The sequence below is a fragment of the Phenylobacterium sp. genome (genome assembly GCF_016793225.1).
Taxonomy (GTDB): Bacteria; Pseudomonadota; Alphaproteobacteria; order Caulobacterales; family Caulobacteraceae; genus Phenylobacterium.
The window spans coordinates 17,677-32,503 of record NZ_JAEUMN010000042.1; the positions used below are offsets into that span (position 1 = coordinate 17,677).

Annotated in this window: 13 protein-coding genes and 1 pseudogene; 6 read left to right on the forward strand and 8 right to left on the reverse strand. The window is 72.8% G+C overall.

The window, feature by feature from the left end; translation table 11 throughout:
* Nucleotides 1-3 precede the first annotated feature (3 nt).
* The gene (locus JNK30_RS04695) at nucleotides 4-795 is read left to right on the forward strand and encodes a thioesterase family protein (protein ID WP_293480656.1); all 792 of its coding nucleotides are present in this window, start codon (nucleotides 4-6) and stop codon (nucleotides 793-795) included.
* A gap of 18 nt (nucleotides 796-813) precedes the next feature.
* Here JNK30_RS04695 and flgH read toward each other — a convergent pair whose 3' ends face one another.
* Genes flgH through flgF form a run of 4 tightly spaced genes read right to left on the reverse strand, consistent with a single transcriptional unit; the run spans nucleotide 814 to nucleotide 3,832 of the window.
* Nucleotides 814-1,542 carry a flagellar basal body L-ring protein FlgH gene (gene flgH / locus JNK30_RS04700; RefSeq protein ID WP_293480658.1) on the reverse strand — a complete coding sequence of 243 codons (729 nt, stop codon included), beginning with the start codon at nucleotides 1,540-1,542 and terminating at the stop codon, nucleotides 814-816.
* Between the two features lie 11 nt (nucleotides 1,543-1,553).
* Nucleotides 1,554-2,285 carry a flagellar basal body P-ring formation chaperone FlgA gene (flgA, locus tag JNK30_RS04705; protein ID WP_293480660.1) on the reverse strand — a complete coding sequence of 244 codons (732 nt, stop codon included), beginning with the start codon at nucleotides 2,283-2,285 and terminating at the stop codon, nucleotides 1,554-1,556.
* A gap of 3 nt (nucleotides 2,286-2,288) precedes the next feature.
* On the reverse strand, nucleotides 2,289-3,077 hold the full coding sequence (gene flgG / locus JNK30_RS04710; RefSeq protein ID WP_293480662.1) for a flagellar basal-body rod protein FlgG: 789 nt from the start codon (nucleotides 3,075-3,077) through the stop codon (nucleotides 2,289-2,291).
* Nucleotides 3,078-3,091: 14 nt separating this feature from the next.
* Complete coding sequence (gene flgF, locus JNK30_RS04715) at nucleotides 3,092-3,832, reverse strand: flagellar basal-body rod protein FlgF (protein ID WP_293480664.1); 741 nt, start codon at nucleotides 3,830-3,832, stop codon at nucleotides 3,092-3,094.
* 210 nt (nucleotides 3,833-4,042) lie between these two features.
* Here flgF and JNK30_RS04720 point away from each other — a divergent pair, with 210 nt between their 5' ends.
* Genes JNK30_RS04720 through JNK30_RS04740 form a run of 5 tightly spaced genes read left to right on the forward strand, consistent with a single transcriptional unit; the run spans nucleotide 4,043 to nucleotide 10,204 of the window.
* Entirely contained in the window at nucleotides 4,043-4,651 is a 609-nt protein-coding gene (locus JNK30_RS04720; RefSeq protein ID WP_293480666.1) for a flagellar basal body-associated FliL family protein, read from the forward strand.
* A gap of 32 nt (nucleotides 4,652-4,683) precedes the next feature.
* Entirely contained in the window at nucleotides 4,684-5,760 is a 1,077-nt protein-coding gene (gene fliM, locus JNK30_RS04725; RefSeq protein ID WP_293480668.1) for a flagellar motor switch protein FliM, read from the forward strand.
* Nucleotides 5,757-6,326: a DUF6468 domain-containing protein gene (locus JNK30_RS04730; protein ID WP_293480670.1), complete on the forward strand. Its 570-nt coding sequence runs from the start codon at nucleotides 5,757-5,759 to the stop codon at nucleotides 6,324-6,326. The genes fliM and JNK30_RS04730 overlap by 4 nt, the downstream gene beginning before the upstream one ends.
* Complete coding sequence (locus tag JNK30_RS04735) at nucleotides 6,323-7,276, forward strand: hypothetical protein (RefSeq protein ID WP_293480672.1); 954 nt, start codon at nucleotides 6,323-6,325, stop codon at nucleotides 7,274-7,276. The genes JNK30_RS04730 and JNK30_RS04735 overlap by 4 nt, the downstream gene beginning before the upstream one ends.
* A 3-nt stretch (nucleotides 7,277-7,279) precedes the next feature.
* The gene (locus JNK30_RS04740; protein WP_293480674.1) at nucleotides 7,280-10,204 is read left to right on the forward strand and encodes an endoglucanase; all 2,925 of its coding nucleotides are present in this window, start codon (nucleotides 7,280-7,282) and stop codon (nucleotides 10,202-10,204) included.
* Nucleotides 10,205-10,339: 135 nt separating this feature from the next.
* Here the strand turns inward: JNK30_RS04740 and JNK30_RS22970 are convergent.
* The 4 genes and pseudogenes from JNK30_RS22970 to JNK30_RS04765 form a co-directional block, all read right to left on the reverse strand.
* Nucleotides 10,340-11,095: pseudogene (locus JNK30_RS22970) on the reverse strand (alpha/beta hydrolase); the annotation flags it as partial.
* A 78-nt stretch (nucleotides 11,096-11,173) separates the two neighbouring features.
* A complete protein-coding gene (locus tag JNK30_RS04755; protein ID WP_293480680.1) occupies nucleotides 11,174-12,424 on the reverse strand; it encodes a P1 family peptidase in 1,251 nt (416 codons plus the stop codon).
* A 254-nt stretch (nucleotides 12,425-12,678) separates the two neighbouring features.
* Entirely contained in the window at nucleotides 12,679-13,197 is a 519-nt protein-coding gene (locus JNK30_RS04760; RefSeq protein WP_293480682.1) for a hypothetical protein, read from the reverse strand.
* A 196-nt stretch (nucleotides 13,198-13,393) separates the two neighbouring features.
* Complete coding sequence (locus tag JNK30_RS04765) at nucleotides 13,394-14,824, reverse strand: class I adenylate-forming enzyme family protein (protein WP_293480684.1); 1,431 nt, start codon at nucleotides 14,822-14,824, stop codon at nucleotides 13,394-13,396.
* Between the last annotated feature and the right edge of the window lie 3 nt (nucleotides 14,825-14,827).

Here is a 14,827-nt window from a genome sequence, read left to right on the forward strand (position 1 = left end):
CGGATGCCCAGCTTCCGAGAGGTCATCGCTGCGCTGACCCCCACGGGCGCGGCCTACGAGATCGAGGCGCCCGAGGGCTGGCGCCAGGGCCGCACGCTCTACGGCGGGATCACCGCCGCCCTGTGCGCGGCGGCCTCGGCGGGGGCTCATCCGGGGCTGCCGCCGCTGCGCTCGGCGCAGGTGGCGCTTGTGGGTCCGGCCGGCGGCCGGATCCGGTTCGAACCCACGCTCCTGCGGCAGGGGCGATCCGCCACGGTGGTCAGCGTCGACGCCACGGGCGAGGCCGGCATGGCTGCGCGGGCGCTCTTCACCTACGGAGCGGCGCGCGAGAGCGCCGTGCGGCACGACGCGCCACGGGCGCCGGCGGTTCCCCCGCCCGAGGACTGCCCGGACTACTTCCCCAAGGGCGGCTTCGCCCCGGGCTTCTCCGGCAACTTCGAGGCCCGGCTGGCCTCCGGCGCCCGGCCGTTGACCCCCGGCGCGGACCCCGACGTCGCGATCTGGGTGCGTCACGCGGCCGACGCCGGCGACGAGGTGGAGCTGGCGCTGCTGGCCCTGGCCGACGTTCCGCCGCCCGCCGCGATGATCGCCTTCGCCCAGCCGGCGCCGATCAGCACGGCGACCTGGAGCCTGGACATCTTCCAGCCCATCGGCGGCTCGGCCGGGGACTGGCGCCTGCTGCGGTCGACCAGCGAGCAGGCGGCCGACGGCTATTCGCTGCAGGCGATGGAGGTGTTCGACACCGCCGGCCGCCGCGTGGCCGCGGCGCGCCAGTTGGTGGCGATCTTCGCCTGAAGCCTAGGCGGCCGCCCGTCAGAACGGGCTGAACCGCTCCAGCAGGCTCTGGCCCGCCGGCGTCTTCTGCACGCGATGGATGTCGCCCCGGCCGCCGTAGCTGATGCGGGCCTCGGCGATCTGGGTGTGGCGGATGGTGTTGGCCGAGGAGATGTCCTCGGGCCGCACGACGCCGGCCACGGTGAGCTGGCGCAGGTCGGTGTTGGTGCGCACCTCCTGGGTGCCCTGGATCATCATGTTGCCGTTGGGCAGCACGCCGGTGACCACGGCCGCGATCGTCAGGCTGATCTTCTCCGACCGGTTCACCGCGCCGGTCCCGGCGTTGTTCGTCGCGGAATTGGTCTCGATGGCGTTCGCGGGGTCGAAGCCGCCCGGCAGGATTTTCCCGAGGGTGGATTCCAGGCCCAGCAGGTGCGGCACGCCGGCCTGCACGCCCGAGGTGCGTGAGCTGGACGTCGAGTTCGTGACCTTGGCGCTGTCGTCGATGTCGATCTGCACCGTCAGGATGTCGCCCACGCGGCTGGCGCGCTGGTCGTTGAAGAACGCGCGGGCGCCGACGCGCCACAGCGAATTGGCGCTGGCCGGCTGGGGCGACGGCTCGCGCACCGAGACGAACTGCTGGGTCTGCGGGACCAGCGCGGCGGGGTAGCCCACCGGCGCCAGTTCCGGGCCCTTCACGGCCTCCTTGATGGTCGAGCAGGCGGCGAGGGGGGCCATGGCGGCGATGGCGAGGAGGCGCAGGCGCATGTGGGTGTCCTTCAGCGTGCGGCGTAACGGGTGGAGCGGGCGAGCTTCAGCTCTTCCGCCTGCGGTCCGACCGCGGCCTGGCCGGGTCCGCTGACCACGGCCTGGACGGTCTTCTTCGACGTGACGTTCTGCACGTTGATGGTCTCGCCGACGGCGCCGGCGCTCAGCGCCTTGGCCTGCAGGGACAGCGAGACGCCCTGATTGTCGTAGGTGAGGGTTACCGTGTCGTTCGCCTTGATCACCTGCGGCGCCGAGACGTCGCGGCCCATGGCGACCGCGCCCGCCCGCAGCGGCCGACGGGCGGCGAGACCGATCAGCGCCTCGGCGTCCGAGGGCGTGTCGGCCGGGGCGGCGGCCACCTTGGCCCAGATCAGGTCCTGCGGCTGGACGATCTCGCCCGTGGCGATCGAACGGGCCCAGGTCAGCACCTCGACGTTGCCGCGCGCCGCGACCGCGCCGGGGGCGGCGCCCACCACGACGATCGAGGCGAGGCCCTGGGCGTTGGCCCAGTCGAGGCCGGCGCGCGCGGCGGCCGCCCGCACCGCGCGGGCGTTGAGCATGACGGACGCGCCGGTGCGCGTGGCGACGGGGGTGCGGCCCGCGGCCCCGGCGCCCTCGAAGATTTCTCCCAGGGTGACGACGCCGTCGTCGTCCAGCGCCTGGGCCTTCAGCGTGACCGGAACGGCCGCGACGGCGGGCGCGGCGGCGACGAAGAAGGCGGCTGCGAGCGCGATCGCCTTCATGGCTTACGCCTTCACCTGGTTGGCCGTGGCCAGCATGTTGTCGGCCGTCGAGATGACCTTCGAGTTCATCTCGTAGGCGCGCTGGGCGACGATCAGGGCGGTGATCTCGGCCACCGCGTCGACGTTGGAGGCTTCCGTATAGCCCTGCACCAGGGTCCCGATGCCCGTGGAACCGGCCGTGCCGGTGGTCGGCGCGCCCGAGGCCGCCGTCTCCTTGTAGAGGTTGCCGCCCAGCGCCTGCAGCCCGCCGTCGTTGACGAAGGTGGCGAGCTCCATGACGCCGACGATGCTGGGCGTGGTCTGGCCCGCCTGCTGCACCTGCACCTGGCCGGTCGCCGAGATGGTCACCGACACCGCGTCGCTCGGGATCGCGATGGCCGGCTGCACCTGGTAGCCGTCCTGGGTGACGAGCTGGCCCTGGTCGTTGACCGAGAAGTTGCCGGCCCGCGTGTACGCGGTCTCGCCGGAGGGCAGCAGCACCTGGAAGTAGCCGCGGCCGTCGATCGCGAGGTCGTACTGGTTGTCCGTGCGGGTCAGCGAGCCCTGGGTGCCCACGCGGTAGACCGCGCCCGCCTTCACGCCCGCGCCCACCTGGACCCCGGTCGGCACGATCGTGCCCTGGTCGGAGGACTGCGTCCCGGCCGCCTCGAAGGTCTGGTAGAGCAGGTCCTGGAACTCGGCGCGCTGACGCTTGAACGCCACCGTGTTCATGTTGGCGATGTTGTTCGAGATGACCTCGACGTTCATCTGCTGGGCGGCCATGCCGGTGGCCGCGGTGCGGAGCGCTTGCATCAGTCTTCAGTCCTTCACTGCAGCTTGCCGAGGCGATCGACCGCGCGACGGGTGAGGTCGCCCTGAGAGTCCATCATCCGGGCTGTGCTTTCGTAGGCCCGGCTCACCTCGACCATGCGGGTGATCTCCAGGACCGGTTTGACGTTGGAGCCTTCCAGGTGGCCCTGCCGCAGCTTCGCCACGTCGGCGGCCGGCTCGGGCTGGAGGTTGGAGGCGTTGCGGTAGAGGTTGTCGCCGGCCTTCTCGAGCGCCCCGGCGTTGGCGAACTTGAACATGCCCACCTTGCCGACGCGCTCGGCGCCCTGGCTCATCGATCCGTCGGCGCCGATGGAGACCTGCCCCTTCTCGGGATCGATCACGATCTCGCCGCCGCTCTCGTCCGCCACGGGATAGCCCGCCTGGGTGACCAGCCGGCCGTTGGTGTCGGTCGTGAAGCGGCCGTCGCGGGTGAAGCGCGGGCCGTTCGGCGTCTGCACCTGGAAGAAGCCCTGGCCCTCGATGGCCATGTCGAGCTCGCCGCCGGTCTTGGTCAGCGCGCCCTGGCCGAAGTTGCGCGCCACGCCGTCGGCGGAGACGAACTTGATGGGCCGCGGGCCGCCCTGGGTCATCGCCGGCGGGGCGGGGGTGGTCTTGTGCAGCAGCGACTCGACCTTGAACCCCGTGGTGTCCACGTTGGCGATGTTGTTGGCGATGATGTCCATCTCCCGACGCAGGAGCATCTGGCGCGAGAGACCGATGTAGATGGCGTTGTCCATCAGGACCCCGAAAGCGTGCGACGTTTCGCCGGTTTGGCGTGCAAGCTTCGGGCCAACTGAAAAGCCGCGAAAAAACAACAGCTAAGAAAGTTAACGGCGGCCGAGCGGCGGATTCTGCCGGGCAGGATTCGCGCCCGTTAAGACCTGTTAAAAACTGCTTCTTAACTAAACGGGGCCATTGCTGGTCGCGCCGACAACGGGGGCGCACGCGTGGCGAAGAAGGAGAAGAAGCCGAAGGAGGCCGAGGGCGAAGCCCCGGAGGCCGCCGAAGGCGCGGAGGGCGAGGCCCCCGCCAAGAAGAAACTCCCGCTCAAGATGCTCATCATCGCGGGCGCGGCGGCGCTCGTCGTCCTCGGGGGCGGCGGGACGGCCGCCTTCATCTTCCTGAAGCCCAAGCCGGACGAGGCCCACGCCGAGAAGGGCAAGGAGAAGAAGGAAAAGAAGGACAAGAAGAAGGACGAGAAGGGCAAGGAAGGCGAGAAGGGCGCGGCCGTGGTCCGCGAAGGCCCTGACGGCGTCGTCTTCTACACCCTGCCGGACGTGGTCGTGAACATGCAGACCGCCGACGGCAAGCCCACCTTCCTGAAGCTGAAGCTCACGCTCGAGCTGCCCGACGAGGGCGCCGTCGAGGAGCTGGATCCGGCGATGCCCCGGCTCCAGGACATGTTCCAGACCTTCCTGCGCGAGCTGCGTCCGGAGGATCTCTCGGGATCCCAGGGCAGCTACCAGCTGCGCATGGAGATCCTGCGCCGCGTGAACCTGGCCATCGCCCCGTCGCGGGCCAATGCGGTGCTCATCGAGGAGATGCTGATCAACTAGCGCGCGTCCCGCGCCTGTTGCGTCCGAGAGCCATGGCGGAAGAGAACGAGACACCGACCGAAGAGGGCGCCCCGGCGAGCGCCGAGCCGGACTGGTCCGCGGCCCAGACCGACGAGGGCCAGGCGGCCGAGCGCATCCTCAACCAGGACGAGATCGACAGCCTGCTGGGCTTCGACCTCTCCGAGGACGAGATCGCCGAGCGGACGGGCATCCGCGCCATCATCAACTCGGCGCTGGTCAGCTACGAGCGCCTGCCGATGCTGGAGATCGTCTTCGACCGCCTCGTGCGGTTGATGACCACCAGCCTGCGCAACTTCACGTCCGACAACGTCGAGGTCAGCCTCGACAACATCTCCTCGATCCGGTTCGGCGACTACCTGAACTCGATCCCGCTGCCGGCCATCCTGTCGGTGTTCCGCGCCGAGGAGCTGAACAACTACGGCCTGCTGACGGTCGACTCGAACCTGATCTACTCCATCGTCGACGTGCTGCTCGGCGGCCGCCGGGGCACGGCGGCGATGCGGATCGAGGGGCGGCCGTACACCACCATCGAGCGCGTGCTCGTCCAGCGGATGGTCGAGGTGGTGCTGGCCGACGCCAAGGAGGCGTTCGAGCCCCTGACGCCCGTGCACTTCACCCTGGACCGGCTGGAAACCAACCCGCGCTTCGCCGCCATCGCCCGGCCGGCCAACGCCGCCATCCTGGTGAAGTTGCGGATCGACATGGAGGACCGCGGGGGGCGCATCGAGCTCCTCCTGCCGTACGCCACGCTCGAGCCCATCCGGAAGATGCTGCTCCAGCAGTTCATGGGCGAGAAGTTCGGCCGCGACAACATCTGGGAAAGCCACCTCGCCACCGAGCTCTGGACGACCCAGATGGACGTGCGCGCCGTCCTCGACGAGCAGCAGATCAGCCTCAAGAAGGTGCTGGAGCTGAAGGTCGGCGACACCCTGATGCTGAACGCCACGCCCGACAGCCTGATCGAGCTGCGGGCCGGCCAGATCCCGCTCACCCGCGGCCGGATGGGCCGCCGCAACGCCCACATCGCCGTGCGCGTCGAAGCGCCGCTTTCCCCAGCCGCCAAGCAAGCCGTCACGAGGTCGCAATGAGCCTGATCGCCATCGGCATGAACCTGCTTCTCGCCGGCCTGCTGATCGCCGCCATGGCTGTGGGCCTGCGGCTGAACCGCAGGCTCAAGGCGCTGCGGGACAGCCACGAAGGCTTCGAGGCCGCGGTCCGGGAACTGAACCTCGCGGCGGTCCGCGCGGAGCAGGGACTCGCGGACCTGCGCGCGGCCACCGACGAGGCCACCGACATCCTGTCCGACCGCATCGAAAAGGGCCGGGCGCTCGCCCAGAAGCTCGAGAAGCTGGTCTCGGCCGCGCCCGAGCTGCCGCGGGCCTCGGCGACGCCGGAGCGGAGCGTCCGCGCCATGCCCGCCGTCGCGCCGCCGCCGCGCGCCGCCGCCAGCGAGGATCGGCTGCAGTCGCTGCTGACCATGGCCCGCCAGAGGCTGGCCGCGCAGGAAGCCGCCCAGACGAGGCCGGACCTGGACGCCGAACCCCTGGTCGGCCGTGCGCCCCTGCCGGGCCGCCGCGTGCAGCCCAGCATCGACGATGACCTGTTCGAGGACGCGCCGCTCGCCCTCGACCGCCTGGCCGGAGTCCGCCGTTGAAGTCCGTTCCGCGCATCCTTCCGCTCGTGGGCGTCGCCATCGGCGGCGTCCTGGCCGTGAACGCCCTGGCCGGCGCGCGCGACCTGCCGAGCCTCGTCTCCGGCGCGCAGGCCTGGGCCGAGGAGGCCGCCAAGGGTGGTGAGAAGGCCGGCAAGGACGCCAAGCCCGACGCCAAGGACAAGGCGGGCGAGAAGCCCGAGGCCGCCAAGGACGCGGCCTCCGCGGGCCTGCCGGCGGCGTCGATCACGCCCAAGCCGGTGTGCGCGCCCACCGCCGCCGAGCTGGCGAAGCAGGCCGGGCTGTCGCCGGCCGAGCTGCAGGTGCTGCAGAGCCTTGGCGCCCGCCGCGGCGCGCTCGACGCGCGCGAGAACGACCTCAACACCCAGCTCGCCCTGATGGCGGCCGCCGAGGCCAAGCTGGACGCGAAGATCAAGGCGCTCAACGGCCTGAAGTCCGAGGTGAACGGACTTCTCAACCAGTCCAACGCCAAGGAGCAGGCCGAGATCGACCGCCTGGTGAAGGTGTTCGAGGGCATGAAGGCGAAGGACGCCGCGCCCCGGCTGGCGGCGCTGGACGACAGCGTCCGTATTCCGATCGCCGCCAAGATGAAGGAGCGCGCGCTCTCTGCGATCGTGGCGCAGATGCCGGCCGCCGAGGCCAAGAAGCTCACCGAGGCCCTGGCCCGCCGCTACTCGGACGCCCAGGCCGCGGCCGCGAGGGCGAGCGCCGCCGCAGCCCAGGCCCAGGCCGCGCCCGCGAAGGCCAGCGTCGACCCGACCGCGCCCGAGCCCAAGGCCGCGCCGAAGCGCCAGGCCGCCGCCAAGCCGGCGCCGAGGGCGCCGCGCGCCCCGCCGGCCCAGCAGGCCGCCGCGAAGACCCCCGCTGCGTCGGCCCCGGCGGCGGCGCCGCCGACCGCGCCCGCGGCCGAGCCCGCGGCCAAGACCGGATAGGCGATGACGCTGAAGAAGGCCCTCCGATCCGGGGTCGCCGCGGCCTGCATCGCCAGCGTCGCCGCGCCCGCCGGGGTCGCCGCACCCGCGGTCAAGGCCGCCACCCAGCGTGGCGGCCCGGTCGTGCGCGTGGCGCAGGCGGAGACCTTCACCCGGCTCGAGATCGGCGGCCGGGTCGCTGCCCGGCGCGAAGGGCAGACCCTCACGCTGTCGATGCCGGGCGATCCCGACGTGGCGCGTCTGCTGACCTCGCCGCCCAAGTGGATCAAGTCGGCGACCCGCACCCGGACCGGCGGAGGTGTCCAGCTGGTCCTGACCCTCGCCGACAACGCCGACGCCAAGGTCGGCCAGGCCGACGGCGCCACCTACGTCAACGTGTTCGAGAAGGCCGAGCCCGAGCCGGCCGAGGCCCCCGAGGCCGAACCGGTCGCCGTCGCCGAGGCCGAGCCGCCCCGGCCCGATCCGCTCCCCCCGGGCGGCGTCGTCAGGATGGCGGCGAACGTGGCCAACGGGCAGGCGCAGCTGTCGTTCACCTGGGCCAACCCCGCCGGCGCCGCCGTCTTCCGCCGCGGCGACGCGATCTGGGTCGTCTTCGACGCCCCGGCCACCCTCGACGTCTCGGCCGCGCCGCAGGGCGTGCGGCCGCTGCGCGGCGTGCAGGCGTTCAAGGGCGCCGATCACGCGGCGCTGCGGATCGAGGCCGACGCCGACGCCCCGGTGTTCGTCTCGTCCGTCGGTCCCACCTGGACGATCGCGCTGGGACCGGGCTCGCAGGCGCAACCGTCCATCGTGCGCATAGCGCGCGACCCCGCGGGCGGCCCGGCGGCCCTCAAGGCGCCCGTCGCCGGGGCCACGCGCGTGATCAACCTGCCCGATCCGGTGGTGGGCGACACCCTCAAGGTGGTCACGGCGCTCGGCCCGCCGAAGGGTGTTCCCAGCCGCCGCGACTTCGTCGAGGCGGCCCTGCTGCCCTCGATCCAGGGCCTCGCCATCGAGTCGCTGGCGGACGACCTGACCGTGGCGCGCGAGGGCGAGATCGTCCGGATCAGCCGGGGCGAGGGCCTGACGCTGTCGCCGGCCTGGGCGTCGCGCGACAAGGAGGACCTGCGCCTGGGCGCGCCGCAGCCGGCGATCATGCCGGCGCTGGTCAATCCCGACTGGGCCAAGACCGGCGAGGGCGGCTTCCTGCGCCGGTACGACGCCCTGTTCGCCGCGGCGACGGCCGAGTCGGCGAACAAGGACCGTTCGGCGCCCGTCGGCGCCCGCATGGCCCTGGCGCGCTTCCTGGTCGGATCCGAGCTGAGCTACGAGGCGATCGGCCTGCTCAACAACCTGGCCCGCGAGCATCCCGAGATGCTCGACGACCCGGAGTTCCGCGGCCTGCGCGGCATCGCCCGCACCCTGGCCCGGCGCTACGCCGAGGCGGACACCGATTTCTCCGCGCCGAGCCTCGCCGACGACCCCTCGGCCGCCCTGTGGCGCAGCTACGTCAACACCCAGCTCGCGCACTACGCCGAGGCGCGGGGCTTCTTCGCCAAGGGCGTCGAGGCCTACGGCCTGGTTCCGCCGCTCTGGAAGGCGCGCTTCGCCCGCGCCGATGCGCAGGCGGCCCTGGCCCAGGGCGACCTGGCGGCGGCCGATCTGCGCGTGCGCATGGCGCTGGAGGAGAAGGTCGACCCCGAGGAGCAGCTGCGGGCCCGGCTCATCCAGGCGCGGGTCATCGAGCTCCAGGGCTCCAAGGCCAGGGCGCTGAAGATCTTCGCCGCTATCGCCACGGCGCCGATCGACTCCATTTCGGCGCCCGCGGAGCTGCGGGCGACGCAGATCCGGCTCGAGCTCGGCCAGATCAACGCGGCCCAGGCGGCCAACGTCTTCGACGGCCTGCGCTATCGCTGGCGCGGCGACGGAACCGAGCTGGAGACCATCCGCGCGCTCGGGCAGCTCTATCTGGGCCAGGGGCGGTATCGCGAGGCGCTGGAGGCGCTGCGGTCGGCGGGCGTGCGCATGCCGGACCTGCCCGAGGCGCTGCAGCTGCAGGCGGACCTCAACACGGCCTTCCGGAGCCTCTTCCTGGACGGCCTGGCCGACGGCCTGGAGCCCACGCAGGCGCTGGCGCTGTTCTTCGACTTCAAGGAGCTGGCGCCGCTGGGCGCGGACGGCGACCTGATGGTGCGCAAGATCGTGCGCCGGCTCGTCGACGTCGACCTGCTGCCGCAGGCGGCCGATCTCCTGAAGTACCAGGCCACCGAGCGCCTAGACGGCGTGGCCAAGGCCCAGGTCTCCACCGACCTGGCGGTCATCTACCTCATGGACCGCAAGCCCGAGGCGGCGCTGGAGGCGATCAACGCCTCGCGGACGACGGTGCTGCCGACGGCGCTGAACGCGGAGCGCCGCTTGGTCGAGGCCCGGGCGTGGACGGCGCTCGGCCGCTTCGACAGCGCCCTGGAGATCATCGAGCGCGACTCCGGCCGCGAGGCGCAGGACCTGCGCGCCGAGATCACCTGGAAGCAGAAGAACTGGGCCGTCGCCGCGCCGCTGTTCGAGAAGAGCCTCGGCGATCGCTGGAAGACCGCCACGCCGCTCAGCTCGGAGGAGGAAGGCCGGCTGCTGCGCGCGGGCGTCGCCTACAGCCTGGCCGGGGACGAGGGCGCGCTTGCGCGGCTCGAGAGCCGCTACCAGGGCTTCTACGAGAAGGCGAACAACCCCGAGGCGCTGAGGATCGCCCTGTCGGGCGTGCCCAGCGGGCGCCTGTCCGTGGCCGACTTCGGACGCGTCTCGGCCGACAACGAGGTGTTCGCCGGCTGGGTGGCCAAGATGAAAGGCCGCTTCAAGACGCGGCCCGCGCCCACCGGCCAGGCCAAGGCGCCCGCCGCGCCGGCCCGCCAGGCTCAGGCCGCAGCGCCGGCCCGCCCCGCCGCCAAGGGCTAGGTTCAGCGCCCCCGGGAGCCGGAGGATGGCCGCGCGAACCTGGGGCCAGGCCTGGGGCGTAGGGGCGGCGATCTCGAAATGGCCGGCGGCGGGGACGACGACGAGGCTCGCGTCATCGCCGGCCGCCCGCGCCTTCGCGATGTAGGCCTCGGCGACCGGCCGCGGCACGAAGTCCTCGTGCTCGCCCAGCACGATGACCTGGGCGACACCCAGGGGAAGCCGTTCGCCCGCGGCGGCGTCCCGTCCCTGGTCCCGACGGGCCGTCGGGTCGCCGCCCAGCATTTCACGGATCACCAGCCGCCCGCAGAGCGCCTCATAGGGGGCCACATTCTCCCTCAGGTCCGGCAGTCCGGCCAGATCGACAACGCCCCGTGGCTTCAGCGCGCCGGGCGTGGCGATCTCGCTGGAGGCGGGCAGGCCGGCGCGCGAGGCCGCCCAAATGGCGAGGTGCCCGCCGGCGGAGTGCCCGACGATCACCACGCGTGAGAGGTCGAGCCGGCGTTCCGCGGCGATCCTGCGCAGATGATCGACGCCGCGGCCGACGTCCTGGTACGTGCCCGGCCACCCGGCGCCAGGCTCGCCCAGCCGCCGGTACTCGATGTTCCATGTGGCGACGCCGTCGGCCTTCAGCGCATCGGCCATCGGACCGAGCTCGGCCAACCGGGCGTAGTCGGCCCGGAAGCACCCGCCGTGGATCAGCACGACCACCGGATGCGGGCCGGGCCCGGCGGGGACCCGTAGCTCGCCGAAGTGGCTCGGGCTTTCGCCGTAAGCGATGCGAACGTCGGCGGGCTTGAACGGCAGGGCCTGGAACTCGCGAGGCCCCATCAGCGGCGGTGGCGCGGCGGCCGGCGCCGCCAGCATCGCGAGGCTCATCCACAGGGCGGGCATGGGGCGCTCCGACGTTCGCTCCGGCCGGCAGAATACCGCAACGGCTCCTTGCGGCGAGCTTCTCGCGGCGCGGGCACGCTACCTCTGCGGCGTCACAAGCAGACCGTGGGCGCGCAGCACCTGCTGCAGCTGGTCGTGAGGGAGCGCCGAGACGGTCCAGTAGTCGGCGCCCGTCATGGTGCGGGCGGCCACCATGGAGTTGACCACGGCCTCCTCGACGCCCTGCACGGTCGCCTCCAGCACGGGGTTGAGCGCGGCGCTCCGCAGGCGCGCGACCGAGGCGGGCTTGCTGGCGTCTGAGGCCCAGTTGCCGTCGTCGGCGCCAGGATTGGCGGTGGAGAACGCGATGAAGATGTCGCCCGAGCCGTCGGCCTCGTAGGTCCCGAGCCGGCCCAGCCCCACCGAGCCGCGGCGCGCCACGCGCTTGAGCTGCTCGGGCGTGAGCGGGGCGTCGGTGGCGATGACGATGATGATCGAGCCGCGGTGCTCCTGGTCGGGCAGGTCGGCGATCGCCAGGCGCGAGGGATCGCAGATGGCGGCGGTCTGGCCGAAGATCTGCTGCGGCGGCGAGGTCAGCTTCGCCACGCAGTGCGGCTGCAGTTTCATTTCCCGGGCGACCGGCACGCCGGCGATCCGCAAGGCCCGCGCCGAGCCGTAGTTGCACTGGACGAGCACGCCCACGGTGTAGCCGCCCATCTCCGCCGGCAGGCGCCGCGAGGCCGTGCCCGTGCCGCCCTTGAAGCCGTTGCAGACCATGCCCACGCCGCCGCCGACGTTGCCTTCGGGCACGGTGCCCGCGCGCGCGCCGTCGAGGGCGTCGACTGCGTCCTTCGCCGTCACATGGCGGCCGGCCATGTCGTGCAAGGGCACGTCGGCCGTCTCTCCCACAACCGGGTACCAGAAGAGGCCCTCGCGGTGGTCGGCCAGCCATTGGAAGGCGGCGTCGCGCACAACGCCCACGCTGCCGGTGCCCGTGATCAGGATCGGCGTCTCCAGCACGCCGCTCTCGTCGACCCAATGCGTGCCCGTCATGTCGCCGTTGCCGTTGCCCGCGAAGAACCCCGCGAACACAGCCCGCCCGTCGGCCTTGCCGCGCGGGTGAATGGCCGTGACGCCGGTGCGTACAGGGCCCTTGCCGCGGGCGAGCGCGCCCTCGCCGGCGATCAGTGTCTTCATCCCCACCTCCACGCCGGCGACGTCGGTGATGGCGTTCAGCGGGCCGGGGACGCCGTCGAAGGGCACGCCGAGGTCGCGGGCGCGTGGCTCGGCGGCGGCGGGTGCGGCGAGGGCGAGCGCGAGGACGGCGGCGAGGGTGGCGCGGATGGGCATGTGCGGAGTCCCCAGTCTGCAGCGAGGCTACGCTGTGGCGACGTGGGGAGGGAAGGGGACGGCGGCGGTTCGCCGGAAGCGCCCTGGCGGCGCTGGGGCGGCCCTCGGGCGGAGCTGGGCGACCGGCGCCGCGCCAGGGGTCGTTCGGAGGCCCGGGTGTCCCCCTCCCGTGGGGGTGGGAGGGGGACGGGCCGGCGCCGCGGAGCGCGGGGGGACCGCTGAGGGCGGCGGCGCCGGCCTGGGGGCCGGGGGCGCTACGAGGCGCCGAGCTGCATGGGCGTGTACTCGCGCTGGCGACGGCCGGCGGCGGGCTTCACCATCTCGGCGCCCACCACCATGGCGGCGAGGCCGGCGTTGATGATGGCGAAGGTGAAGTGGGCGCCGCGGTCGCCCTTCAGGCCCAGCGCCTCGATCTCGGCCACCGAGCGGCCGGCGGCGAGCGACTCCATGAGCGGGCCGTAGTCGGGGATGTTGATCCCCAGCCAGGGCGTCAGGTGCAGCAGCGTGAAGACGAGCGAGAGGCCGAGCGCGGCCCAGCCGGCGACGAGCCGCGTGCGCCGGATCAAGAGCATCACGGCCAGGGCGCCGGCCAGCACGCCCACGGCGTAGCGGCCGTTCGGCTCGAGCCAGCCGACGCCCGAACGGGCCTCGGCCCAGCCGAAGATGGGGTGGATCTCCAGGCCGATGAACTTGGGCCACACCCAGACGGCGATGAGGCTCGCGGCCAGCAGCCACGCGCTGGTCAGGCTCCAGGGGTTGAACTTGGTGGTCATGGCGTCCTCCGTTTTCCTGACGGGGCGCACGTCGAGGCCCCGCGTGAAGCGGCCCGACATCACGACCGGATCCGGTCGCCAGAGGGGCCCGGGCCGGAGCTTGACGTTGGCGCCGGGCCGCCCGTCGGCAACGGCGCGCAGGATGAGAAAACGTGATGGCTGCGATGAGGGGTGCGGGACCCGGGGCAGCGGGCCGTCAGGCGGGCGGCCGGCCCTGGGCCAGGACCCCCTGGACCGCGGCGCGGAGCTGGGCGCGATCGATCTTGCCCATGGCGTTGCGCGGGATCTCCTCGGTCCAGGCGTAGCCGGGGGCGGGCAGGCCGGGCCGGCGCGCGAGGTGGGCGGCCAGGCTGTCGCGGTCGAAGCCCGGCGCGGCGACCACGGCGAGCCAGGCCTTGTCGAAGCCCTTGTCGTCGGGCACGGCGAAGCAGGCGGCGTCGAGGACGCCGGGGCATTCCAGGGCGGCCTCCTCGAGCAGCGCCGGCATGAACTTGCGCCCGCCCAGGTTCATGCGGTCGTCGGCCCGGCCCTCGAGCACGAGGCGACCGTCGGGAAGGCGGTGACCGATGTCGCCGGTGAGGAAGCCGCCGTCACGGAAGCGTTCGGCGGTGGCGGCCGGGTCGCCGAGGTAGCCGTCCACGATACGATCGCCCGCGATGCGGATGTGGCCCGAATGGCCGTCCGGGACCGGCACGCCGTCGTCGTCCACGATGGAGACGCGGCCTCCCGCCACGGGAAAGCCGATGGCGCCGGGATGGCGGTCGAGGTCGGCGGCGTGCGTGATGGCCGACAGGCCGGCTTCGGTCGCGCCGTAGACCACGCGAAGGTCGGGCGAGAGGCGCGTGCGGGCCTCGCGGGCGAGCGCGCCGGGCAGCAGCGAGCCGGTGCAGAGCACGCGCCAGCCGGCCTGCGGCTGGAAGCCGTCCGGGAGGACGGCCAGCAACTGGCGCAGCTGCATCGGGGTGAGCGCGATCACGCCGGGCGGCAGGGCCTCGAGCCAGCCGGGGAGGTCGCGGATCGGCAGGCCGCCGGTGAGCGCGGCGCCCAGGCTCCAGGCGCCCATGGCCAGCGAAAGGCCCATCATGGCGTCGACGCCGACGAGCGGGATCCATGTCCCGGCGCGGCCCGGGCTGTAGACGCGAAGGGTGGCGAGGTTGCGCAGTTCGAGGTTGCGCCAGGAGAGGCCGACCCGGCGGGGACTGCGCGTGGTGCCCGACGAGAGCATGACGCGGCCGAGGCCGTCGGGATCGCGCGCCAGTTCGGGCAGCGGGACAGGCTCGCGGGCGAACATCGCCGCCTGCCAGGCGCGGGTCAGGAACCGCGCGGGCGGCTGCGGCGCGGCGCCTCCGGCGTCGGTCAGGCGAAGGTCGGCGGCGTCGTCGTTGTGGGGCGAGGAGGCGACGCCCAACCGTGACAGCGCACAGAGCACCACGAGCAGCAGGTAGGGGTGGTCGACCAGCACCGACACGACGCCGACCTCCGGCGTGACGTCGAGCTCGCCCAGGGCGGCGCCGCAGCGGTCGATGTCGGCGTCGAACTCGGCGTAGGTCACGGCGCGGCCGGGGATGATCACCGCGGGCGCGCGCGGGGTCCAGCGGGCGTAGTCGCGGACGTAGGCGTCGAACATGCG

Excerpts from the sequence above, each read along its gene's own strand:
- JNK30_RS04695 (WP_293480656.1), top strand. The coding sequence starts at position 4 with ATGCCCAGCTTCCGAGAGGTCATCGCTGCGCTGACCCCCACGGGCGCG.
- flgH (WP_293480658.1), bottom strand. The coding sequence starts at position 1,542 with ATGCGCCTGCGCCTCCTCGCCATCGCCGCCATGGCCCCCCTCGCCGCC.
- flgA (WP_293480660.1), bottom strand. The coding sequence starts at position 2,285 with ATGAAGGCGATCGCGCTCGCAGCCGCCTTCTTCGTCGCCGCCGCGCCC.
- flgG (WP_293480662.1), bottom strand. The coding sequence starts at position 3,077 with ATGCAAGCGCTCCGCACCGCGGCCACCGGCATGGCCGCCCAGCAGATG.
- flgF (WP_293480664.1), bottom strand. The coding sequence starts at position 3,832 with ATGGACAACGCCATCTACATCGGTCTCTCGCGCCAGATGCTCCTGCGT.
- fliM (WP_293480668.1), top strand. The coding sequence starts at position 4,684 with ATGGCGGAAGAGAACGAGACACCGACCGAAGAGGGCGCCCCGGCGAGC.
- JNK30_RS04730 (WP_293480670.1), top strand. The coding sequence starts at position 5,757 with ATGAGCCTGATCGCCATCGGCATGAACCTGCTTCTCGCCGGCCTGCTG.
- JNK30_RS04740 (WP_293480674.1), top strand. The coding sequence starts at position 7,280 with ATGACGCTGAAGAAGGCCCTCCGATCCGGGGTCGCCGCGGCCTGCATC.
- JNK30_RS04755 (WP_293480680.1), bottom strand. The coding sequence starts at position 12,424 with ATGCCCATCCGCGCCACCCTCGCCGCCGTCCTCGCGCTCGCCCTCGCC.
- JNK30_RS04760 (WP_293480682.1), bottom strand. The coding sequence starts at position 13,197 with ATGACCACCAAGTTCAACCCCTGGAGCCTGACCAGCGCGTGGCTGCTG.
- JNK30_RS04765 (WP_293480684.1), bottom strand. The coding sequence starts at position 14,824 with ATGTTCGACGCCTACGTCCGCGACTACGCCCGCTGGACCCCGCGCGCG.